General features: G+C 41.3%; 33 protein-coding genes and 1 rRNA gene. 1 reads left to right on the top strand and 33 read right to left on the bottom strand.

The features are described from left to right. The 32 genes from TZ97_RS09585 to tgt form a co-directional block, all read right to left on the bottom strand. Positions 1 to 136: ribosomal RNA gene (locus TZ97_RS09585) — 16S ribosomal RNA — on the bottom strand; the annotation flags it as partial. Positions 137 to 394: 258 nt separating this feature from the next. Next, the gene (locus TZ97_RS09580) at positions 395 to 1,666 is read right to left on the bottom strand and encodes a gamma-glutamylcysteine synthetase (RefSeq protein WP_045760165.1); all 1,272 of its coding nucleotides are present in this window, start codon (positions 1,664 to 1,666) and stop codon (positions 395 to 397) included. Positions 1,667 to 1,920: 254 nt separating this feature from the next. Further along, positions 1,921 to 2,307, bottom strand: a complete 387-nt coding sequence (gene rplQ, locus TZ97_RS09575; protein WP_003002399.1) for a 50S ribosomal protein L17 — start codon at positions 2,305 to 2,307, stop codon at positions 1,921 to 1,923. Positions 2,308 to 2,318: 11 nt separating this feature from the next. Then, positions 2,319 to 3,257 (bottom strand): DNA-directed RNA polymerase subunit alpha, encoded by a 939-nt coding sequence (locus TZ97_RS09570; RefSeq protein ID WP_003009635.1) that lies wholly within the window; start codon positions 3,255 to 3,257, stop codon positions 2,319 to 2,321. Positions 3,258 to 3,302: 45 nt separating this feature from the next. Further along, entirely contained in the window at positions 3,303 to 3,686 is a 384-nt protein-coding gene (gene rpsK / locus TZ97_RS09565) for a 30S ribosomal protein S11 (protein WP_003002390.1), read from the bottom strand. A gap of 23 nt (positions 3,687 to 3,709) precedes the next feature. Continuing rightward, a complete protein-coding gene (gene rpsM, locus TZ97_RS09560) occupies positions 3,710 to 4,075 on the bottom strand; it encodes a 30S ribosomal protein S13 (RefSeq protein ID WP_003009631.1) in 366 nt (121 codons plus the stop codon). Positions 4,076 to 4,092: 17 nt separating this feature from the next. Continuing rightward, entirely contained in the window at positions 4,093 to 4,209 is a 117-nt protein-coding gene (gene rpmJ, locus TZ97_RS10380; protein ID WP_001808836.1) for a 50S ribosomal protein L36, read from the bottom strand. 23 nt (positions 4,210 to 4,232) lie between these two features. Continuing rightward, on the bottom strand, positions 4,233 to 4,451 hold the full coding sequence (gene infA, locus TZ97_RS09555; RefSeq protein ID WP_001029883.1) for a translation initiation factor IF-1: 219 nt from the start codon (positions 4,449 to 4,451) through the stop codon (positions 4,233 to 4,235). Positions 4,452 to 4,567: 116 nt separating this feature from the next. Continuing rightward, positions 4,568 to 5,206 carry an adenylate kinase gene (locus TZ97_RS09550; RefSeq protein ID WP_045760164.1) on the bottom strand — a complete coding sequence of 213 codons (639 nt, stop codon included), beginning with the start codon at positions 5,204 to 5,206 and terminating at the stop codon, positions 4,568 to 4,570. Between the two features lie 96 nt (positions 5,207 to 5,302). Next, positions 5,303 to 6,613 (bottom strand): preprotein translocase subunit SecY, encoded by a 1,311-nt coding sequence (gene secY / locus TZ97_RS09545; protein WP_023920186.1) that lies wholly within the window; start codon positions 6,611 to 6,613, stop codon positions 5,303 to 5,305. Positions 6,614 to 6,625: 12 nt separating this feature from the next. Then, entirely contained in the window at positions 6,626 to 7,066 is a 441-nt protein-coding gene (gene rplO, locus TZ97_RS09540) for a 50S ribosomal protein L15 (RefSeq protein WP_003002405.1), read from the bottom strand. 145 nt (positions 7,067 to 7,211) lie between these two features. Continuing rightward, positions 7,212 to 7,394, bottom strand: a complete 183-nt coding sequence (gene rpmD / locus TZ97_RS09535) for a 50S ribosomal protein L30 (RefSeq protein WP_045760163.1) — start codon at positions 7,392 to 7,394, stop codon at positions 7,212 to 7,214. Between the two features lie 14 nt (positions 7,395 to 7,408). Beyond that, positions 7,409 to 7,903, bottom strand: a complete 495-nt coding sequence (gene rpsE / locus TZ97_RS09530) for a 30S ribosomal protein S5 (protein WP_003009617.1) — start codon at positions 7,901 to 7,903, stop codon at positions 7,409 to 7,411. Positions 7,904 to 7,920: 17 nt separating this feature from the next. Continuing rightward, entirely contained in the window at positions 7,921 to 8,277 is a 357-nt protein-coding gene (rplR, locus tag TZ97_RS09525; RefSeq protein ID WP_003010871.1) for a 50S ribosomal protein L18, read from the bottom strand. 83 nt (positions 8,278 to 8,360) lie between these two features. Next, the gene (gene rplF / locus TZ97_RS09520; protein WP_003010839.1) at positions 8,361 to 8,897 is read right to left on the bottom strand and encodes a 50S ribosomal protein L6; all 537 of its coding nucleotides are present in this window, start codon (positions 8,895 to 8,897) and stop codon (positions 8,361 to 8,363) included. 189 nt (positions 8,898 to 9,086) lie between these two features. Continuing rightward, a complete protein-coding gene (gene rpsH, locus TZ97_RS09515) occupies positions 9,087 to 9,485 on the bottom strand; it encodes a 30S ribosomal protein S8 (RefSeq protein WP_003010897.1) in 399 nt (132 codons plus the stop codon). Between the two features lie 212 nt (positions 9,486 to 9,697). Further along, positions 9,698 to 9,883, bottom strand: coding sequence for a type Z 30S ribosomal protein S14 (locus TZ97_RS09510; protein WP_001085699.1), 186 nt, complete (start codon positions 9,881 to 9,883; stop codon positions 9,698 to 9,700). Between the two features lie 17 nt (positions 9,884 to 9,900). After that, on the bottom strand, positions 9,901 to 10,443 hold the full coding sequence (gene rplE, locus TZ97_RS09505) for a 50S ribosomal protein L5 (RefSeq protein ID WP_003009606.1): 543 nt from the start codon (positions 10,441 to 10,443) through the stop codon (positions 9,901 to 9,903). A 23-nt stretch (positions 10,444 to 10,466) separates the two neighbouring features. Continuing rightward, positions 10,467 to 10,772, bottom strand: a complete 306-nt coding sequence (gene rplX / locus TZ97_RS09500; protein WP_003002315.1) for a 50S ribosomal protein L24 — start codon at positions 10,770 to 10,772, stop codon at positions 10,467 to 10,469. A 74-nt stretch (positions 10,773 to 10,846) separates the two neighbouring features. After that, a complete protein-coding gene (rplN, locus tag TZ97_RS09495; protein ID WP_003002384.1) occupies positions 10,847 to 11,215 on the bottom strand; it encodes a 50S ribosomal protein L14 in 369 nt (122 codons plus the stop codon). A gap of 25 nt (positions 11,216 to 11,240) precedes the next feature. After that, positions 11,241 to 11,501 (bottom strand): 30S ribosomal protein S17, encoded by a 261-nt coding sequence (gene rpsQ / locus TZ97_RS09490; RefSeq protein ID WP_000440801.1) that lies wholly within the window; start codon positions 11,499 to 11,501, stop codon positions 11,241 to 11,243. A gap of 23 nt (positions 11,502 to 11,524) precedes the next feature. Next, positions 11,525 to 11,731, bottom strand: coding sequence for a 50S ribosomal protein L29 (gene rpmC, locus TZ97_RS09485; protein ID WP_045760162.1), 207 nt, complete (start codon positions 11,729 to 11,731; stop codon positions 11,525 to 11,527). 9 nt (positions 11,732 to 11,740) lie between these two features. After that, positions 11,741 to 12,154, bottom strand: coding sequence for a 50S ribosomal protein L16 (gene rplP / locus TZ97_RS09480; protein ID WP_000960947.1), 414 nt, complete (start codon positions 12,152 to 12,154; stop codon positions 11,741 to 11,743). Between the two features lie 3 nt (positions 12,155 to 12,157). Further along, positions 12,158 to 12,811 (bottom strand): 30S ribosomal protein S3, encoded by a 654-nt coding sequence (gene rpsC, locus TZ97_RS09475; RefSeq protein ID WP_003002336.1) that lies wholly within the window; start codon positions 12,809 to 12,811, stop codon positions 12,158 to 12,160. A gap of 12 nt (positions 12,812 to 12,823) precedes the next feature. Beyond that, positions 12,824 to 13,168 (bottom strand): 50S ribosomal protein L22, encoded by a 345-nt coding sequence (gene rplV, locus TZ97_RS09470; RefSeq protein WP_000818139.1) that lies wholly within the window; start codon positions 13,166 to 13,168, stop codon positions 12,824 to 12,826. Between the two features lie 11 nt (positions 13,169 to 13,179). Beyond that, positions 13,180 to 13,461 (bottom strand): 30S ribosomal protein S19, encoded by a 282-nt coding sequence (rpsS, locus tag TZ97_RS09465; protein ID WP_000533766.1) that lies wholly within the window; start codon positions 13,459 to 13,461, stop codon positions 13,180 to 13,182. Positions 13,462 to 13,557: 96 nt separating this feature from the next. Beyond that, positions 13,558 to 14,391, bottom strand: a complete 834-nt coding sequence (gene rplB, locus TZ97_RS09460) for a 50S ribosomal protein L2 (protein ID WP_000512900.1) — start codon at positions 14,389 to 14,391, stop codon at positions 13,558 to 13,560. 17 nt (positions 14,392 to 14,408) lie between these two features. After that, entirely contained in the window at positions 14,409 to 14,705 is a 297-nt protein-coding gene (locus TZ97_RS09455; protein WP_003009593.1) for a 50S ribosomal protein L23, read from the bottom strand. Next, positions 14,705 to 15,328, bottom strand: coding sequence for a 50S ribosomal protein L4 (gene rplD / locus TZ97_RS09450; protein ID WP_003009591.1), 624 nt, complete (start codon positions 15,326 to 15,328; stop codon positions 14,705 to 14,707). Before rplD ends, TZ97_RS09455 begins: the two co-directional genes overlap by 1 nt. A 24-nt stretch (positions 15,329 to 15,352) precedes the next feature. Beyond that, positions 15,353 to 15,979 (bottom strand): 50S ribosomal protein L3, encoded by a 627-nt coding sequence (gene rplC, locus TZ97_RS09445; RefSeq protein WP_003010846.1) that lies wholly within the window; start codon positions 15,977 to 15,979, stop codon positions 15,353 to 15,355. Positions 15,980 to 16,060: 81 nt separating this feature from the next. Continuing rightward, complete coding sequence (gene rpsJ / locus TZ97_RS09440; protein ID WP_003009585.1) at positions 16,061 to 16,369, bottom strand: 30S ribosomal protein S10; 309 nt, start codon at positions 16,367 to 16,369, stop codon at positions 16,061 to 16,063. Between the two features lie 432 nt (positions 16,370 to 16,801). Next, the gene (tgt, locus tag TZ97_RS09435) at positions 16,802 to 17,944 is read right to left on the bottom strand and encodes a tRNA guanosine(34) transglycosylase Tgt (RefSeq protein ID WP_045760161.1); all 1,143 of its coding nucleotides are present in this window, start codon (positions 17,942 to 17,944) and stop codon (positions 16,802 to 16,804) included. A 150-nt stretch (positions 17,945 to 18,094) separates the two neighbouring features. On the opposite strand from tgt, the gene TZ97_RS09430 reads away from it, so the two are divergent. After that, complete coding sequence (locus TZ97_RS09430) at positions 18,095 to 18,964, top strand: DUF975 family protein (RefSeq protein WP_045760160.1); 870 nt, start codon at positions 18,095 to 18,097, stop codon at positions 18,962 to 18,964. Between the two features lie 69 nt (positions 18,965 to 19,033). Here the strand turns inward: TZ97_RS09430 and TZ97_RS09425 are convergent, their stop codons facing one another. Then, positions 19,034 to 19,486: a CoA-binding protein gene (locus TZ97_RS09425; RefSeq protein WP_045760159.1), complete on the bottom strand. Its 453-nt coding sequence runs from the start codon at positions 19,484 to 19,486 to the stop codon at positions 19,034 to 19,036. Positions 19,487 to 19,536 lie beyond the last annotated feature (50 nt).

Raw genomic sequence — 19,536 nt, 5'->3', positions numbered from 1 at the left:
AGGCAGGTTACCTACGCGTTACTCACCCGTTCGCAACTCATCCGCTCGGTGCAAGCACCAAGCTTCAGCGTTCTACTTGCATGTATTAGGCACGCCGCCAGCGTTCATCCTGAGCCAGGATCAAACTCTCATTAAAATAATTGTTTGTCTTAAACTCATTCTGTCACTGACAGATTTATTGTTTTTTTATTGTTCAGTTACTATAACCTTAGTTATAGCGCCCTGCACATTGGTTCGTCTTGTTCAGTTTTCAAAGGTCTTTGTCGCTCTCGCGCGACAACTATATTAGTATATCATGACCTACCCTTACTGTCAATACTTTTTTCCAAAAAATTTTATTTTTTTGAAAGTTTTTTTGAAGTTATGAAAAAAGCCTATGACACAGGCTTTTCTATTAGTCCAGTTCTTTGTTAATGATGAGAAATTTTTCTTCTTCGTAGCCTCTTTTCATTAACCCTGCTCTAGCCATGTCTATTAGATCTTTTGAAAAGGATTGGATAGTTTCTTCTTCCTTTTTGCTTAGAATTTTTTTTGAATATTTCTTTCTAAGTTTTCTATAGTCCTGTTTTTCACTTTTGAGAAATGAGCAATGTTCTAAATAGTTTTCCAAGTTTTCTAACTGTACAAATAGGCCGAGTTCAAAAGCTATCGGGGCAAATGTTGTTTCTAATGGTTGAGTACAAACACTTCTAAATTCTACTGTCCCGCGGGCAGTTAGATCCTGAAATTGGTAACTTCGATGTTGTTTTAGGTCTTCTTTTACAGGCCTAATGATTTTTTCATCACCATCAGCCGTATAGGCTGTGATTTTTTTTTGATCTAGATAGTCTTTTACTCGAATGGGTTTAAAATAATAGGATTGATCTTCTCTAGTTGCAGTAAAAATAGCTGTGCTAGCAAGATTATTAAAAAACTCTTCTTCGCTTTGGTAGTCCTTAGGATAAATACCTACATTCTCCTTATAATAACCATGTAAGGATTCTTCCCAAAAAATATCTCTCGTAATCTTTGTATCCCAAGCCTCTGCTGAAAATTCTGAGTTTGAGAATAAGTATGCTTTGGCTGCTTCAATTTTATTAAATGCATTAATGACTCGTATATAGTTATCACGTCGTACATCCAATTGAAGTTGGTTCCCGCATATAAAAGCTCCGTATGAAGGATAGGGGTGTGTTTTCATCCCTGTGCCATTCATTGCTAGGAAAGCCATTAACATCTTGTATCGTTCAATTTTTACTGGGCTATTATCATTTTCTTGCCACTGTGGATGGATCCCATGCCCTTGAATTTCGTGGTGGTCTTCTTGCAAAATCGGTTGAATGATCTTTAAATAGGCTTCAAAGCGTTCTGCCACCTCATCTATAGAATGAGCCTTTTCAAATGCAAATTCAATCGTATTGTAACTTAGCTCGAATAGAATACGATCTTTGGAAGAGCGGTGAACCAATTGAATTGGATTTTGATCGTCATCCATTTTTTCGACTTCAAAATCTAATAAGTTCGCTAAGGTTCGAAAAAGATTTTTCGTCACCTCTATATTGGTTTTATTTCCATGTATTTCTACAATCGGAAATTCTAATTCAACTCCGACAAAGAGTTCTGAATCCTCTTTCATATTACTGAGGTACTTCTCTTTTAGTAATTTAATTGCTTGTTGTTTTGTCATTGAATCCTTTTTCTTCTATTGGAGATATGGGTTCCATTATATCATTTTTTGCTATTCGAGACTACTCATGAAAAGCAAGACAAAACGCCTGCTTACGAAATTGTTTTAAGTTAAAGCAATTTCGTAAACAAGCGTCTACCATTCATTCAATATGATGAGTGTTCCCGCTGGGGAAAATCCCCAGCGGTAGACCAGAGCTAGACTAAGAATAACAGTGTATTCCATCATCATAACACTCAACAAAATTGATGATATTATACCAATTCGATGATAGCCATTGGCGCAGCATCACCACGACGTGGTTCAGTTTTAAGGATACGAGTATATCCACCATTGCGCTCAGCATAACGAGGTGCTAATTCAGAGAACAATTTTTGAAGTGCAGTTGTTTCTGAGTATTTACCTGTTTCTTCATCAAAGTTTTGTGATGCAACTTCGTTACGTACGAATGCAGCAGCTTGACGACGTGCATGCAAATCACCACGTTTACCCAAAGTAATCATTTTTTCAACTGATTTACGGATTTCTTTCGCACGTGCTTCAGTTGTTACAATTGCTTCATTGATGATAAGATCTGTAGTCAAATCGCGAAGCATTGCTTTACGTTGTGAGCTAGTGCGTCCTAGTTTACGGTAAGCCATGTATTCCTCCTCTATTTATCGTTTTTTAACCCAAGGCCTAAGTCGGCAAGTTTGATTTTAACTTCTTCAAGACTCTTACGTCCTAAGTTACGAACTTTCATCATTTCTGCTTCTGATTTTTCAGTCAAATCGTAAACAGTATTGATGCCAGCACGTTTCAAACAGTTATATGAACGAACTGAAAGATCTAATTCTTCGATCGTACGTTCTAAAATGCGATCATCAGATGTTGTATCTACTTCTTTCATAACATCTGTTGCAATAGCAATTTCAGTTAAGTTTGTAAATAGATTTAGGTGTTCTGTCAAAATACGGGCAGACAAACCTAAGGCATCTTCTGGAATGATTGTCCCATTTGTCAAAATTTCAAGGGTTAGCTTGTCAAAACCGTCATTGCTACCAACGCGAGCTGGTTCAACTTGGTAATTGACTTTTGTCACTGGCGTATAGATTGAATCTACAGCAAGTGTTCCCACTGGTGCATCATCTTTTTTGTTTTGATCAGCTGGAACATAACCACGTCCACTGTTTACAGTAAGCGTTGCTTTCAAAGACGCTCCTTCTCCGATCGTAAATAGATAATGATCAGGGTTTACAATTTCGATGTCACTATCCGTAAGAATGTCACCGGCAGTAACTTCTGCTGGTCCTTCTACATCAAGTTCAATAATCTTTTCGTCTTGGACGTAAGATTTAACGGCGATTCCTTTAACGTTAAGAATAATTTGCATAACGTCTTCACGGACTCCTGGAACTGTATCAAATTCGTGGAGTACACCTTCAATGTTGATTGAAGTAACAGCCGCACCTGGAAGTGAAGCTAGAAGTACACGACGAAGTGAGTTTCCAAGTGTTGTACCATAGCCACGTTCAAGTGGTTCTACGACAAACACGCCATAATCTTTATTTTCATCAATTTTTGTTATATTTGGTTTTTCAAACTCAATCATTTGCTATACTCCCTCTTAAACGAAAAGCTGTGTAATTGTTGATGATTATACACGGCGACGTTTTGGAGGACGAGCACCATTGTGTGGTACAGGAGTTACATCGCGGATTGCAGTTACTTCAAGACCAGCAGCAGCAAGTGCACGAATAGCAGACTCACGACCTGAACCAGGACCTTTAACAGTTACTTCAACAGATTTAAGTCCGTGTTCTTGAGCAGCTTTTGCAGCAGCTTCTGATGCCATTTGAGCAGCAAATGGTGTAGATTTACGAGAACCTTTAAATCCAAGTGCACCTGCAGATGACCAAGCGATTGCGTTACCATGCACATCAGTAATCATAACAATTGTGTTGTTAAATGTAGCGTGAATATGAGCAATACCAGATTCGATATTCTTTTTCACACGACGTTTACGTGTTGGTTTAGCCAAGATTTTTACCTCCTTATTTTATTTTATTTTTTCTTACCTGCAATCGCAACAGCTTTACCTTTACGAGTGCGAGCATTGTTTTTAGTGTTTTGTCCACGAACTGGAAGTCCACGACGGTGACGGATACCACGGTATGAACCGATTTCCATCAAGCGTTTGATGTTCAAGTTTACTTCACGACGAAGGTCACCTTCAACTTTGATTGCGTCAACTTCACGACGGATAGCATCTTCTTGATCTGGTGTAAGATCGCGAACACGAATATCTTCAGAAACACCTGCAGCAGCAAGGATTTTCTTAGATGTTGGAAGTCCGATACCGTACACATAAGTCAATGAAATTACTACACGTTTGTCATTTGGAATGTCAACTCCAGCAATACGAGCCATATTTTCTCCTTTCTATCTTATCCTTGACGTTGTTTGTGTTTTGGATTTGCTGGGCAAATTACCATAACACGACCATTACGACGAATTACTTTACAGTATTCGCAAATTGGTTTGACCGATGGTCTTACTTTCATTTTTATCCCTCCAAGTTTTTCGATTATTTAAAGCGGTATGTGATACGTCCACGTGTCAAATCGTACGGACTCATCTCCACTGTAACACGATCTCCCGCTAAAATACGAATATAGTTTTTACGAATTTTACCAGAAACTGTTGCTAAAATCTGATGTCCATTTTCAAGTTCAACCGTAAACATAGCATTCGGCATTGTATCGACTACTTTGCCTTCTACTTCAATCACATCGTCTTTTGCCACGCAAAAGTACCTCCATAAATTTCGATTCATTCCTCTGAGCACAGAGGTAACAATTATAAGTCAGACTAACTAATTGTAACACTTGTTGTCAAATATTGCAAGTGACTAAAACGTTTTTATTTCAAATTCTCTAAGACTTTTTGGATATCTTTGAAGACGTCGTTGATGTCTTGATTTCCTTCAATATCATGGACCAATCCTTTTCCACGATAATGAGCAAGAATCGGCTCACCTTGAGCAATATTCACATCCAAGCGACGTTTTACTGTTTCTGGTTTGTCATCTTCACGTTGGTAATAGTCTTCTTCCTTGTAGTCAGCTGGTGGGTTGAATACTTTATGGTAAGTTTCGCCTGTTTTGCGGTGAATAATACGACCACTCAAGCGTTCAAGAAGGCAAGATGGATCCACTTCGATATTGATTACTCCCTCAAGCTCCAAACCAAGATCAACCAAGATTTGATCCAAGGCATGAGCTTGTTCGATCGTGCGAGGAAAACCATCCAAAAGGAAACCTTTTTCCTTAATGTCGTCTTGAGCCAAACGTTCTTTTACAATCCCGTTTGTCACATCATCGGGCACCAATTCACCTTTGTCGATGAATGATTTCGCCAATACACCCATTTCAGTTTGGTTAGCCATTGCTGCGCGGAACATATCTCCAGTTGAGATGTGCGCCACGTGAAACTCTTCAACGATTTTAGCTGCTTGAGTTCCTTTACCTGCTCCAGGCAACCCCATAATTAAAAGATTCATGATGAATACTCCTTATTTTGTTTTTAAATGGAAGCAGGAGCGAATTCCTATTTCCATTTAAAAACAAAATAGAAGGCTGACAAAGTCAACCTTATTCTATTCTGTTGTTGTGTCCATAAATCCGACATACTTACGTTTTAATAAGTAGCCTTCTAATTGTTTCATTCCTTCAATACCTGTTGAAATAATGATTAACAAACTCGTTCCTCCAAGAGCAACTGCATCTGTCAAACCAAATAAATCTCGAGCCAGGATTGGAATGATGGTAATAAAGCCAAGGAATACTGATCCGACGCTTGCTAAACGACGTAGCAAACGAGACATAAACTCTTCTGTTCCTTTACCAGGGCGAACGCCTGGGATATAGGCACCACTCTTTTGAAGGTTTTCTGCCGTTTTTTCAGGATTGATCTGAACAAACGTGTAGAAGAAGGTGAAGAGAATGATCAATAAGGCATACATTGCCACACCAGTTGGTGTATTTGTAGCCAACATGGCCTGAGCTGTTTTCACCCATCCTGCATTGTAACCCATAGCGCTAATCACTTGGAAAATTGCAGCAGGCGCTGCTGTAATCGAACTAGCGAAGATGACGGGAATAACTCCTGCTGGGTTCACTTTTAAAGGAAGGTAAGAACTTGATGGAGCTCCTTGTGCAATCTTTGTATATTGGATTGGAATCTTGTATTGTGCTTGCTCTACAAAGGTTGTAAAGTAAACAATAACCAAGACGGCAAGGATTAATACCCCAACAAAAATGAGGGAATTGGTCATTTGACCAGAACGAACGTTCACAAATGCATTTTCATAGATTTCTTTAATCATCTCAGGAATCGATGACACAATCCCTGCAAAGATAATCATTGATACACCATTACCGTAGCCTTTATCTGTGATTTGTTCTCCAAGCCAAGTCACAATCATGGAACCGGTCGTTAGAATCGCACCGATTAATAGATAGGTCTTGGTATTTGGAGTTGCGACTAATTTCGCCTGAGACAAGGTGTGGAAGGTTGCTGTAATCCCGATGGATTGAACAAAGGCTAGAACCAAAGAAATATAGCGTGTTGCTTGGTTAAGCTTTCTTCGACCAACTTCCCCTTGTTTGCCCCATTCAACAAACTTAGGTAACAGATCCATTTGCAAAAGTTGCACGACGATCGAAGCTGTGATGTATGGGCTAACCCCTAATGCGAAAACTGAGAAGTTCCTCATGGCATTCCCAGAAACCAAACTGAGCATGTTCAAGAAGGACACATCTTGAAGGTTGTTCAGAATTTTCGCATTTACACCAGGCACTGTAATCGTGGTCCCAATGCGGAAAACAAGAATGATGAAGATCGTAAATAAAATCTTCGACCGTACTTGTTTCACCTTAAATGCATCTTTTAATAATTTAAAAAACATAGGTCACCTCACTTAGATGACTTCAACTGAACCACCTTTAGCAGTGATAGCTTCTTCAGCTGATTTAGAGAATTTAGCTGCTTTAACAGTCAACTTCTTAGTCAATTCTCCGTTACCAAGAATTTTGATACCTGATTTTTCAGCTTTTACAATTCCTGATTCTACAAGTACTACTGGAGTTACTTCAGCACCATCTTCAAAGGCGTTCAATTGATCAAGGTTCACAATAGCATATTCTTTAGCGTTGATGTTTGTAAATCCACGTTTTGGAAGACGACGGAACAATGGAGTTTGTCCACCTTCAAAACCAAGACGTACACCGCCACCGCTACGAGCTTTTTGACCTTTTTGACCACGGCCAGAAGTTTTACCATTACCAGATGAAGTACCACGACCAACACGGTTGCGGACTTTACGTGAACCTGTAGCAGGTTGTAATTCATGAAGTTTCATTATTTATTTTCTCCTCTTTTGTAAATTGCTAACGCATGTAATCAGGAAAAGGTGTCCTAACTACAAACTCGCCTATACTTATATTTAGTTTTAGGGGATGAGAACCTCTCATACCCCTGAAAACTTTGTTTCTATTTTAAATAGATTATTCTACTTCTTCAACTGTTACCAAGTGAGATACAGCAGTGATCATACCACGTACTGCTGGGTTATCTTCTTTAATAACAGAGCTGTTCAATTTGCCAAGTCCAAGTGCTACAACAGTTTTACGTTGTGACGGGATGCGTCCGATTGGAGACTTAGTCAAAGTAATTTTAATTTGAGCCATTTGAATCTCCTTTCTTAAGCCAAGTCAGAAACTGAAATACCACGAAGGGCAGCAACTTCATCAGCGCGTTTCAATTGTGCCAAACCGTTAACAGTTGCACGAACGATGTTGATTGGAGTGTTTGATCCAAGTGATTTAGATGTAACATCTGCAATACCTGCCAATTCGACAACGGCACGAACTGCTCCACCTGCAGCAACCCCAGCCCCTTCGATAGCTGGTTTCAACAATACACGAGCTCCACCAAATACGGATGTTACTTCGTGTGGAATTGTTGTTCCAACCATAGGAACTTCGATCAAGTTTTTCTTAGCATCTTCAACAGCCTTACGGATTGCTTCTGGAACTTCTTGAGCTTTACCAGTACCAAATCCAACACGGCCATTACGGTCACCAACAACTACAAGAGCTGCAAAACGAAGACGACGTCCACCTTTAACAACTTTTGTTACACGGTTGATGGCAACTACGCGTTCTTCAAGTTCAACTGCATTATCTTTAAATGCCATTTTCTAGTGTCCTCCTATTAGAATTTCAATCCGTTTTCACGAGCTGCATCAGCCAAAGCTTTAACACGTCCGTGATATAGATATCCACCGCGGTCGAACACCACTTCAGAAATACCTTTAGCAACTGCACGTTCAGCAACAAGTTTGCCGACAACAACGGCTTGTTCAGTTTTAGTTCCTTTTGAAACTTCTTTGTCAAGAGTTGAAGCGCTTGCGAGCGTTACACCCGCTACGTCATCAATTACTTGAGCGTAGATGCCTGTATTAGAACGGAATACGTTCAAACGTGGGCGATCAGCAGTTCCAGAGAGTTTTCCGCGAACGCGACGGTGGCGTTTTTGACGGATTTTGTTTTTATCTGGTTTCGAAATCACAATTTTCACCTCTTAATTTTAAAATCATGTGCTAAGCACTGAGTTGGTAAGATGAAGGTTGGTTGAAAAACAACCAAACTACATTATTTACCTGTTTTACCTTCTTTGCGGCGAACGTATTCACCAACATAACGGATCCCTTTACCTTTGTATGGTTCAGGTGAACGAAGGCTACGTACATAAGCAGCTGTTTGACCAACTACTTCTTTTGAAATTCCGCTAACAACGATTGTTGTTGGGTTTGGAAGTTCAAAAGTAATTCCTTCTGGAGCTTCAACTTCGTCTGGGTGTGATTTACCAACAGCCAAAACAAGTTTTGATCCTTGAAGTTGTGCACGGTATCCAACCCCGCGCATTTCAAGTTCTTTCTTGAATCCTTCTGATACACCAGTAACCATGTTGTTCAAAAGGGCACGAGTTGTTCCGTGGATTGTTTTCATTTCTTTTGAATCGTTTGGACGGTGAAGTGTTACTTCAGTACCTTCCACACGGATTTCAATATCTTTTGAGAACGTACGAGTAAGTTCTCCTTTAGGTCCTTTTACAGTTACAACGTTGTCATTGTTAGTGATTTCAACACCAGCAGGCAACACGATAACTTTATTACCAATACGTGACATGTTTTTTATTCTCCTGTTAAATTGTCAGGCCTTTTCGGGCCAGTTTTCACGGGGTTTAAATCTTTTTGATTTAAAAGTTAATGTTTAGGTCTCAATTTCTAAGTGAATCGAGGCATTGTCTCGCAGACATAACTTTGGGTTAGACAAGAGACAATAACGAAGAGTCACAACGAAATTGGGAGCTAAATATTACCAAACGTAAGCGATAACTTCCCCACCAACGTTCTTTTGGCGTGCTTCTTTATCAGTAAGCAAACCTTCAGAAGTTGAAAGGATAGCAATTCCAAGTCCGTTAAGAACTTTTGGAAGATCTTCACGTTTTTTGTAAACACGCAAACCTGGTTTTGAAACACGTTTCAAGTTTGTGATAACTTTTTCACCGTTTTGTCCGTACTTCAAGAATACACGGATGATGCCTTGTTTGTCATCTTCGATGAATTCAACGTTTTTTACAAAACCTTCGCGTTTAAGGATTTCAGCAATCCCTTTTTTGATGTTTGATGCAGGCACTTCAAGTACTTCGTGTTTTGCTTGGTTAGCGTTACGAATACGTGTAAGGAAGTCTGCGATTGGGTCAGTCATAACCATTTTTTATTTCTCCTCTTACTAGTAGTTTGCAAGTTGCACTTGCTAGTTAATGATTGAGCTAGGCTCAGAATGTTTTGATACATGCAAACGAGAAAATACTCATTTGAACACGAGTTACAACCTGGGCAAAAAAGATAGATTTGATTTGGAGCCTCGCTCCGTCACCAAATCTCCTATTTTGCTGGAGTTGTTACGCTCTTAGTATCATACTATTACCAAGATGCTTTTGTGACACCTGGGATTTGACCTTTGTATGCCAATTCACGGAAGCAAACACGGCAAAGTTTAAACTTGCGGTAAACTGAGTGTGGACGTCCACAACGTTCACAGCGAGTGTATGCTTGAGTAGAGAACTTCGCTGGGCGTTTGTTCTTAGCAATCATAGATTTTTTAGCCATTAGTTTTACCTCCTATATTATTTTGCAAACGGCATACCGAGGCCAGTAAGCAATGCACGTGATTCTTCGTCTGTGTTCGCTGTAGTTACGATTACGATATCCAAACCACGAGTTTTATCAACATCATCAAAGTTGATTTCTGGGAAGATCAATTGTTCTTTCACACCAAGTGTGTAGTTCCCGCGTCCATCAAATGATTTTGTTGGAACACCATGGAAGTCACGTACACGTGGAAGTGAAACTGTTACCAATTTATCCAAGAATTCGTACATACGTTCACCACGAAGGGTAACTTTTGCACCGATCGCAACACCTTCACGAAGACGGAAGCCGGCGATTGATTTTTTAGCCTTAGTGATCAATGGTTTTTGACCTGAGATCAAAGCAAGCTCTTCAGCAGCTTTTTCAAGGTTTTTAGCATTTGATACTGCATCACCAACACCCATGTTCAAAACGATTTTATCAACTTTTGGCACAGCCATAACTGATGAATAGTTGAACTGTTCAGTCAATGATGGTACTACTTCATTAAGGTATTTTTCTTTTAAACGATTAGCCATTATACTTCTCCTTTCCTTCGTGATTAGTCAAGCACTTCGCCTGATTTTTTGTTGTAGCGAACTTTTTTGCCGTCTACAAATTTGTAGCCAACACGTCCAGCAACACCGTTTTTGTCCAAAACTTGAACGTTAGAAGCATGGATTGGAGCTTCTTTTTCAACGATTGCACCTTGAGGGTTTTCGTTGTTTGGACGTTGGTGTTTCTTGATGATGTTTACACCTTCTACAACAACTTTATTTACTTTTGGAAGAGCAGTAAGAACAACAGCTTCTACGCCTTTGTCTTTACCAGCGATAACGCGAACTTTGTCGCCTTTTTTTACAAACATTTTATTCTCCTTTTATTCTTACGCCCGATGGGCACCCTGGCTATGCCAGGGGACTGTGTTTGTTTTTTTATTGATTAAAGTACTTCTGGAGCAAGTGACACGATCTTCATGAAACCACCGTCACGCAATTCACGTGCAACTGGGCCAAAGATACGAGTTCCGCGAGGAGTTTTGTCGTCACGGATGATTACTGCTGCATTTTCGTCGAATTTGATGTATGAACCATCTTTACGACGAGCACCTGATTTAGTACGAACGATAACAGCTTTTACAACGTCACCTTTCTTAACCGCACCACCAGGAGTAGCTTGTTTTACTGATGCAACGATTACATCACCGATGCTCGCGAATTTACGTTTTGAACCACCAAGAACTTTGATTGTCAAGATTTCGCGCGCGCCACTGTTATCAGCGACTTTCAAACGAGTTTCTGTTTGAATCATTTACGTTTTCTCCTTTCAGGTTTGATTAGATGATGACCGCTTCTTCAACGACTTCTACAAGACGGAAGCGTTTTGTAGCTGAAAGCGGACGAGTTTCCATGATACGAACAATATCGCCTTCTTTAGCAACATTGTTTTCATCATGAGCTTTGTATTTTTTAGAATAGTTGATACGTTTACCATAGACTGGGTGGTTACGTTTAGTTTCAACTACAACTGTGATTGTTTTGTCCATTTTGTCAGACACAACGCGTCCAACAAGAACTTTACGATTATTGCGTTCCATTGAAATTCTCCTTCCCTAGTCTATTATTTAGATTCTGATTGAACAGTTTTGATACGAGCGATTTGTTTTTTCACTTCTTTCAAACGTCCAGTTTGTTCCAATTGACCAGCAGCCGCTTGGAAACGAAGTTCAAACAATTCTTTCTTCAATTCATTTTCACGCTTCGCGAGTTCTTCTTGAGAAAGACCACGAAGTTCTTTAACAAATTCTTTTACTTCTGTAAGTTTCATGACCTCTCCTTATTCTGCTTCACGTTTCACAAATTTAGTTTTAACTGGCAATTTGTGGCTAGCAAGACGAAGCGCTTCGCGTGCGATCTCTTCAGATACACCAGCAATTTCGAACATCACTTTACCACGTTTAACTGGTGCTACCCAACCTTCAGGAGCCCCTTTACCAGATCCCATACGTACCCCGATAGCTTTAGCGGTGTATGATTTGTGTGGGAAAATCTTAATCCAAACTTTACCACCACGTTTCATGTAACGAGTCATGGCGATACGAGCAGCTTCGATTTGACGGTTTGTGATCCAGTGGCTAGTTGTAGCTTGAAGACCGTATTCACCGAATGCTACTTCTTTTCCACCTTTTGCTTCACCGCGCATTTTACCACGGAATTCGCGACGGTGTTTTACACGTTTAGGTACTAACATTGGTTATTTACCTCCTTTAGCGTCTTTACGAGCTGGAAGAACTTCACCACGGTAGATCCATACTTTAACACCAAGTTTACCGTAAGTAGTGTCTGCTTCTTCCCAAGCGTAATCGATATCAGCGCGAAGTGTGTGAAGTGGAACAGTTCCTTCAGAGTATCCTTCTGCACGGGCGATATCTGCACCGTTCAAACGACCTGATACTTGAGTTTTGATTCCTTTAGCTCCAGCACGCATAGCACGTTGGATCGCTTGTTTTTGTGCACGACGGAAAGCAACACGTTGTTCCAATTGACGAGCAATTCCTTCACCAACAAGGTGAGCATCCAAGTCAGGACGTTTGATCTCGATGATGTTGATGTGTACTTGTTTACCAGTCAATTTGTTAAGAGCTGCACGAAGTGCATCAACGTTTGCTCCACCTTTACCGATAACCATACCTGGTTTAGCAGTGTGAAGTGAAACGTTAACTTTGTTTACTGCGCGTTCGATTTCAATAGTTGAAACGGCTGCGTCAGCCAATTCTTTTTGAATGAATTTACGGATTGCAAGATCTTCATGAAGGTAATCCGCGTATTCTTTTTCAGCATACCATTTGGCATCCCAATCACGGATGATACCAACACGCATACCAATTGGATGTACTTTTTGACCCACGAGTTTACCTCCTTATTTTTCTGCAACAGCTACTGTGATGTGAGCTGTACGTTTGTTGATTGGTGAAGCTGAACCTTTCGCACGTGGACGGAAACGTTTCATAGTTGGTCCTTCGTTTGCGAATGCTTCAGATACTACCAAGTTAGCTTTTTCCAAACCAAAGTTGTTTTCAGCGTTTGCTACTGCTGAGTTCAACACTTTAAGGATGATCCCTGCAGCTTTGTTTGGTGTGAATGTCAAAATAGCGATGGCATCGGCTACGCTTTTACCACGGATGTTGTCAAGAACAAGACGTGATTTACGAGGTGAAACACGCACTGTACGAGCCATTGCTTTAGCTGAAGTAATTTCTGCCATTTATGTTCTCCTTATTTTCTACGTGTCTTCTTGTCGTCTGCCGCGTGACCTTTGTAAGTACGAGTTGGTGCAAATTCACCAAGCTTGTGACCTACCATGTCTTCTTGGATGTAAACAGGTACATGTTTACGTCCATCATAAACTGCGATAGTGTATCCGATGAAACTTGGGAAGATCGTTGAACGACGTGACCAAGTTTTAATTACTTTTTTCTTTTCGTCGTTTGCTTGAGCTTCAACTTTTTTCATCAAATGCTCATCGACGAAAGGTCCTTTTTTAAGACTACGTCCCATTTTGTAATTTTCTCCTTTAAAATTTAGTACCACAGCGGCTTGCGCTGCTAAGCAGCGCTACCGAGCTGGCGGAAAGTGTAAGCTAGTTGCTTATGATTATTTTTGGTTGCGACGACGAACGATAAGTTTGTCAGATTTCGCTTTCTTGTTACGAGTTTTAAGACCAAGCGCAGGTTTACCCCAAGGAGTAGATGGCGCTTTACGTCCAACTGGTGCTTTACCTTCACCACCACCGTGTGGGTGATCATTCGGGTTCATTACAGAACCACGAACTGTTGGGCGAACACCTTTCCAGCGGTTACGTCCCGCTTTACCAAGGTTTACAAGTCCATGTTGTTCGTTTCCGACAACACCAACTGTAGCACGGCAAGTTCCAAGAATCATACGAACTTCGCCTGATTGAAGACGAACAAGTACATATTTACCTTCAGAACCCAATACTTGAGCAGAAGCTCCAGCAGCACGTACCAATTCTCCACCTTTACCAGGTTTCAATTCGATGTTGTGGATCAAAGTACCAACTGGGATGTTAGCCAGTGGAAGAGCGTTTCCGACTTTGATATCTGCTTCTGGTCCTGATACGATACGTTGACCTACTTCAAGACCTTTAGGGGCAATGATGTAAGCTTTCACACCGTCAGTGTAGTGTACAAGCGCGATGTTAGCTGAGCGGTTTGGATCGTATTCGATCGTTTTAACGACTGCTTCAACTCCATCTTTGTTACGTTTGAAATCGATCAAACGGTAATGACGTTTGTGTCCACCACCTTGGTGACGAACAGTGATACGACCGTTGTTGTTACGACCTGCTTTGTTTTTAAGAGAAACAAGCAAAGTTTTCTCAGGTGTGTTTGTTGTGATTTCAGCGAAATCCAAAGAAGTCATATTACGGCGACCGTTTGTTGTTGGTTTATAAACACGAATTCCCACGATATTTCCTCCTTAGATTATTCAGCTTCAGTAGCAAACAACTCGATTGCTTTAGAATCAGCTGCAAGCGTGATGATAGCTTTTTTAGTTTTTGAAGTAAAACCAGTGTAACGTCCAACGCGTTTTGCTTTGGGTTTTACGTTTACAGTGTTCACATTCGCAACTTTTACACCTTCAAACGCAGCTTCAACAGCTTGTTTGATCAAAAGTTTGTGAGCGCGAGTGTCAACTTCGAATACATATTTGCCTGCTTCAAGTTGAGCCATTGACTTTTCAGTGATAACAGGTTTTTTGATAACATCATACAAATTCATTATGCAAGAACCTCCTCGATTTTAGAGATAGCTGCTTGAGTAACAAGAAGTTTGTCACTATTTGCGATGTCAAGAACACTTGCAGTTGTAGCAGTCGCAACTTTCACGTTTGGAAGGTTACGAGCTGAAAGAGCTGCGAATTCGTTTCCTTCTTCAAGAATAACAAGGACTTTAGAATCGATGCTCAAAGCTGCAAGAACTTTTGCAAATTCAGCAGTTTTTGGAGCTGTAAATTCAAGAGAATCAACGGCTACAAATTTGTTTTCAGCAACTTTTTCTGAGTAAACAGATTTAAGTGCAAGGCGACGAACTTTTTGAGGAAGTTTGTACGCATAGCTACGTGGAGTTGGCCCGAAGACGATTCCACCACCACGCCATTGTGGAGAGCGGATAGAACCTTGACGAGCACGTCCAGTTCCTTTTTGACGCCATGGTTTGCGTCCGCCACCTGAAACGGCTGAGCGGTTTTTAACTGCGTGAGTTCCTTGACGAAGGCTAGCACGTTGGCTGATGATCACATCAAATACAACTGCTTGGTTTGGTTCGATACCAAAGATTGCATCGTTAAGAACAACTTCGCCCGCTTGTTTACCAGTTTGGTCGAATAATGTTACATTTGCCATTTTTACTGTATTCCCCTTTCCTTATTATTTACCAGCTTTAACTGCTGACTTGATAGTGATAAGAGATTTCTTAGCACCTGGTACGTTACCTTTGATAAGGATAACGTTCTTTTCTGGAACAACTTGTACAACTTCAAGGTTTTGGATCGTTACACGATCGCCACCCATGCGTCCTGCAAGGTTTTTACCTTTGAATACGCGGTTAGGTGCAACAGGTCCCATAGAACCTGGACGACGGTGGTAACGAGAACCGTGAGCCATAGGTCCACGTGATTGTCCGTGGCGCTTGATAACACCTTGGAAACCTTTACCTTTAGAAGTACCAGTTACATCAACAATGTCTCCAGCTTCGAAAGTGTCAACTGTGATTTCAGCACCAACTTCCAAGCCTTCAACGTTTTTGAATTCACGAATGAAGCGCTTAGGAGCCGTGTTAGCTTTTGCTACATGTCCTTTAGCAGGTTTGTTGCTCAATACTTCGCGTTTGTCATCGAAACCAACTTGGATAGCGTTGTAACCATCTGTTTCAACAGTTTTAACTTGAAGAACAACGTTTGGAGTTGCTTCGATAACTGTTACAGGGATCAATTCGCCAGCTTCAGTGAAGATTTGAGTCATTCCCACTTTTTTCCCTAAGATTCCTTTTGTCATGAGAAAATAGTTCCTTTTCTATAGTTTTTTATTCAAAAAGTTTTTAACGAGCGTTTTTTATGCTCTGGATCAAGCTTTAGATTAAAGTTTGATTTCTACGTTTACACCACTTGGTAGATCCAATTTCATCAAAGCGTCAACTGTTTTTTGAGTTGGGTTGATGATGTCGATCAAACGTTTGTGTGTACGCATTTCGAATTGTTCGCGAGAATCTTTGTATTTGTGAGTCGCACGAATGATTGTGTAGAGGCTACGCTCAGTTGGAAGTGGGATTGGACCCGCAACTTGTGCACCTGTACGAGTAGCTGATTCTACGATTTTTGCAGCTGCTGTGTCGAGTGTACGGTGTTCGTACGCTTTCAAACGGATGCGGATTTTTTTGTTTGCCATCTTTTTCTCCTTTTCGTCTATTTAAGATAATAGGCTAGCTCCACAAGAAAACCGACGCGCGTTGCGTGGCAATGCAACCGAGCGTGTCGCAACCTCTTGCATCAAAGCTAATAGCTGTTTTTCACAGCACCATAGTAGTTTAACACAAACAAAGGCCCAATGCAAGGGATTTGAGAAGATTTTTTTCGTTTTTTTGATGAAAGTGTTTTCGAAAGAAATAGAGTGCTAAAAAAGTTGCTATTATATAGGAAAAAGGGAGCGAGACAGAACAAATTTATATCCAATTTGTTCGTCGTCTCGCCCCCGCACAGTTGATTAGGTTATCTTTGGAGCTTAACATGCGAACAAAGATACCAATCAACCACTGCGTCTAGCAGTTATTCCTATTATTCTCAGATGGCTGTCGTCTTTTTTCTTCCTTTTTATCTATTTCTAGAAATTCCGTCCTGATTTGTTATAGCCATATTTTTCGACGAAATGCTCGCGGAATTCTAAGAGATTGTCATCCATGATGGCTTGACGGACCTGCTTCATGAGGTTGATCAAGAAATAGAGGTTGTGGTAGCTTGTCAAGCGAATGCCGAAGGTCTCATCTGCCTTGAGGAGGTGGCGAAGGTAAGCTCGGGTATAGTTCTTACAAGTGTAGCAATCACATTCGGGATCTAGCGGTGTAAAGTCTTCTGCAAATTGCGCATTTTTCACCACCAGACGTCCTTGACTAGTCATACAGGTACCATTTCGCGCAATCCGCGTCGGCAAGACACAGTCAAACATGTCTACTCCACGAATAACGCCATCGATCAGACTGTCTGGAGCTCCTACTCCCATGAGATAGCGCGGCTTGTTCTCTGGTAAGAGCGGAGTTGTGAAATCAAGCACGGCATTCATCTCTTCATGGCTTTCCCCAACAGCTAAGCCACCGATAGAATAACCTGGAAAGTCCATGCCGACCAAATCTTGAGCAGACTGACGGCGTAAGTCTTCAAATCCAGCCCCTTGGACAATCCCGAAAAGACCTTGATCATGAGGGCGACGGTGAGCCTTAAGCCCACGCTCTGCCCAACGACTGGTCCGTTCGATTGATTTTTTCACATAATCATAGGGCTGATAGAACTGAGGGCATTCATCAAAGGACATCATGATGTCACTCCCTAGATTGTTTTGGATGGAGATGGCTTTTTCTGGAGAGAGGAACATCTTCGAGCCGTTGAGGTGGTTTTTAAAGGTTACTCCTTTTTCAGTGATATTGCGGGTATCCGCTAATGAATAGACCTGGAAGCCTCCACTATCTGTCAAAATGGGTTGGTCCCAGTTCATGAACTGGTGCAGTCCTCCTGCTTTTGCGACTAGATCATCCCCGGGACGAAGCCAGAGATGGTAGGTGTTGGCCAAGATAATGCCGGAGCCCATTTCCTTGAGTTCTTCTGGCGATTGGGTCTTAACGGTTGCCTGAGTTCCTACAGGCATAAACATTGGGGTCGGGAAGGTCCCGTGAGGGGTGATAATTTCTCCCAGACGAGCACCTGTATGCTTTTCTTTTTTGATTAATCGATATTGAATCGGTGAATCTGTCATGGTTACCTCCGTACTGGGAAAAACAGTCCCAGCCTTCTTATTCCTGTCACAGTTTTCCTGTGAGCACCTGTACGATTGTACCAAATTTTACCGGCTCTGTCACGGACTTATGTTATAATAAAAAGTACTACTATGAAGAGAGTGTCATCTATGAACCTTAAACTGATTCGCCTCCGGGCACGTACCATGCAAGTCCAGCAACCGGGCTTAGCTATCCTTTTTGCTCTTCCGGTCCTGTTGACCATTCTTGCTAACTTCCTCTTAAGTGGGCAAGATCTGGTCGATCTACTACCGGATATGACCTTGCAGCAAGCAAGTATCTACATGATCCAGCGACAGCTCTTTCCTTCCGTCGTCTCCTTTGTCATCTCCATTTTAGTGGTCGGTGCGACTTTTAGCTATTTAGATACGATTAATCCCAAGATCGAGCACCGAACACGGGTGTTAGATATCTTTAAACAAGATCGCTTCACCCCTGTCTTCATCACCTTGTTCTTAAAGCAAGTCATCCTCTTTTTATGGGGACTCATCCTCTATGCTGGGAGTCTCGTTAGCACCTATGCTAGCAGTCAATTCTTGGCTATTTACGACAAGGTCAGCAATCCCAGCACTTTGACGGCTGCTAGTCCTGAATTCCAATCTCTCATGCAACAAATGCCTCTGATGACAGTAGGTGTCGTTCTAGGCCTGCTTGGTCTCCTCTTTTACTTGCCACAGTACTATAGTCTCAGCTTGGTCGAATTGATCCTCTACGAACAACTACGAGACGGCGACTACAAGGGAGCTTTGGGAGTGCTTCGTCAAAGTCGCGAAACAATGAAAGGCTTCCGTAGCAATCGCCTGGTACTCGATTTAACCTTGTTTGGATGGTACTTCCTGAATTACTTCACGCGCGATGTCATTGGTTTTTATACTATGCCTTACTTTATCAACTGCCAAATTGCATTTTACGATCAAATCAAGCAGATCAAACAAGGGCCGCGCCATTTCACAGGCCATCCAAGCTATGAAGTTAAATAAGATGAAGAAGAGAACCCCAGTTTCCTGCTGGGGTTCTCTTCTATAATTTTACTGTCAATTTCTTGTCACTTATACTCCGTATAGGGAGTCTCCTAAGATCAGTCGGGTGTGTTCCCGTTTGATACAGCGATTCATCACAATATCTTCTCGTCCTGCTCCACGAAGGATTTCTTCTGCTTCTTGATTTTCCAGCTCCAATTGTGCCCAAAAAATCTTCGCATCTGTCTCGATGAAGTCACGCGCTACATCTGGCAAAAACTCACTGCGACGGTAAACATCGACGATATCTACTGGGAAAGGAATTTCCTGCAAGCCAGCGTACACCGTTTCTCCTAGGATCTGGCCACCGGCTGAACGAGGATTAACGGGAATAATCCGATAGCCCCGCTCTTGCATCTCCTTGCTGACACGATGACTGGTCGTGTCTTCACGATCAGATAATCCAACTACAGCGATGATCTTGCTCGTTTCTAGGTAATGTTTGATAATGCCATCACTAGGATTGCGAAATGAATAGGCCATATGAATCTCCTTTTGTATGCGTTTCCTTTCTTTAAATAGTATAACAATAC

Source organism: Streptococcus parasanguinis, from assembly GCF_000963275.1.
In the GTDB taxonomy this organism is placed as follows: domain Bacteria; phylum Bacillota; class Bacilli; order Lactobacillales; family Streptococcaceae; genus Streptococcus; species Streptococcus parasanguinis_B.
The sequence above is the reverse complement of the archived record's forward strand: the minus strand, read 5'-3'. Positions and strand labels throughout refer to the sequence as shown.

Coding starts and splice junctions, on each gene's coding strand:
- rplP (WP_000960947.1), bottom strand. CDS start 12,154: ATGTTAGTACCTAAACGTGTAAAACACCGTCGCGAATTCCGTGGTAAA.
- rpmJ (WP_001808836.1), bottom strand. CDS start 4,209: ATGAAAGTAAGACCATCGGTCAAACCAATTTGCGAATACTGTAAAGTA.
- rplX (WP_003002315.1), bottom strand. CDS start 10,772: ATGTTTGTAAAAAAAGGCGACAAAGTTCGCGTTATCGCTGGTAAAGAC.
- TZ97_RS09455 (WP_003009593.1), bottom strand. CDS start 14,705: ATGAATTTGTATGATGTTATCAAAAAACCTGTTATCACTGAAAAGTCA.
- rplQ (WP_003002399.1), bottom strand. CDS start 2,307: ATGGCTTACCGTAAACTAGGACGCACTAGCTCACAACGTAAAGCAATG.
- rpsJ (WP_003009585.1), bottom strand. CDS start 16,369: ATGGCAAACAAAAAAATCCGCATCCGTTTGAAAGCGTACGAACACCGT.
- secY (WP_023920186.1), bottom strand. CDS start 6,613: ATGTTTTTTAAATTATTAAAAGATGCATTTAAGGTGAAACAAGTACGG.
- rpsQ (WP_000440801.1), bottom strand. CDS start 11,501: ATGGAACGCAATAATCGTAAAGTTCTTGTTGGACGCGTTGTGTCTGAC.
- rpsM (WP_003009631.1), bottom strand. CDS start 4,075: ATGGCTCGTATTGCTGGAGTTGACATTCCAAATGACAAACGTGTAGTA.
- TZ97_RS09425 (WP_045760159.1), bottom strand. CDS start 19,486: ATGGCCTATTCATTTCGCAATCCTAGTGATGGCATTATCAAACATTAC.
- rpsH (WP_003010897.1), bottom strand. CDS start 9,485: ATGGTTATGACTGACCCAATCGCAGACTTCCTTACACGTATTCGTAAC.
- rplV (WP_000818139.1), bottom strand. CDS start 13,168: ATGGCAGAAATTACTTCAGCTAAAGCAATGGCTCGTACAGTGCGTGTT.
- rplF (WP_003010839.1), bottom strand. CDS start 8,897: ATGTCACGTATTGGTAATAAAGTTATCGTGTTGCCTGCTGGTGTTGAA.
- TZ97_RS09570 (WP_003009635.1), bottom strand. CDS start 3,257: ATGATTGAGTTTGAAAAACCAAATATAACAAAAATTGATGAAAATAAA.
- TZ97_RS09510 (WP_001085699.1), bottom strand. CDS start 9,883: ATGGCTAAAAAATCTATGATTGCTAAGAACAAACGCCCAGCGAAGTTC.
- tgt (WP_045760161.1), bottom strand. CDS start 17,944: ATGACAGATTCACCGATTCAATATCGATTAATCAAAAAAGAAAAGCAT.
- rplD (WP_003009591.1), bottom strand. CDS start 15,328: ATGGCAAATGTAACATTATTCGACCAAACTGGTAAACAAGCGGGCGAA.
- rpmD (WP_045760163.1), bottom strand. CDS start 7,394: ATGGCTCAAATTAAAATTACTTTGACTAAGTCTCCAATCGGACGCATC.
- rplC (WP_003010846.1), bottom strand. CDS start 15,979: ATGACAAAAGGAATCTTAGGGAAAAAAGTGGGAATGACTCAAATCTTC.
- TZ97_RS09550 (WP_045760164.1), bottom strand. CDS start 5,206: ATGAATCTTTTAATTATGGGGTTGCCTGGAGCAGGTAAAGGAACTCAA.
- rplO (WP_003002405.1), bottom strand. CDS start 7,066: ATGAAACTTCATGAATTACAACCTGCTACAGGTTCACGTAAAGTCCGC.
- rpsE (WP_003009617.1), bottom strand. CDS start 7,903: ATGGCATTTAAAGATAATGCAGTTGAACTTGAAGAACGCGTAGTTGCC.
- rpsS (WP_000533766.1), bottom strand. CDS start 13,461: ATGGGACGTAGTCTTAAAAAAGGACCTTTCGTCGATGAGCATTTGATG.
- TZ97_RS09580 (WP_045760165.1), bottom strand. CDS start 1,666: ATGACAAAACAACAAGCAATTAAATTACTAAAAGAGAAGTACCTCAGT.
- rplE (WP_003009606.1), bottom strand. CDS start 10,443: ATGGCTAATCGTTTAAAAGAAAAATACCTTAATGAAGTAGTACCATCA.
- rpmC (WP_045760162.1), bottom strand. CDS start 11,731: ATGAAACTTACAGAAGTAAAAGAATTTGTTAAAGAACTTCGTGGTCTT.
- rplN (WP_003002384.1), bottom strand. CDS start 11,215: ATGATTCAAACAGAAACTCGTTTGAAAGTCGCTGATAACAGTGGCGCG.
- TZ97_RS09430 (WP_045760160.1), top strand. CDS start 18,095: ATGAACCTTAAACTGATTCGCCTCCGGGCACGTACCATGCAAGTCCAG.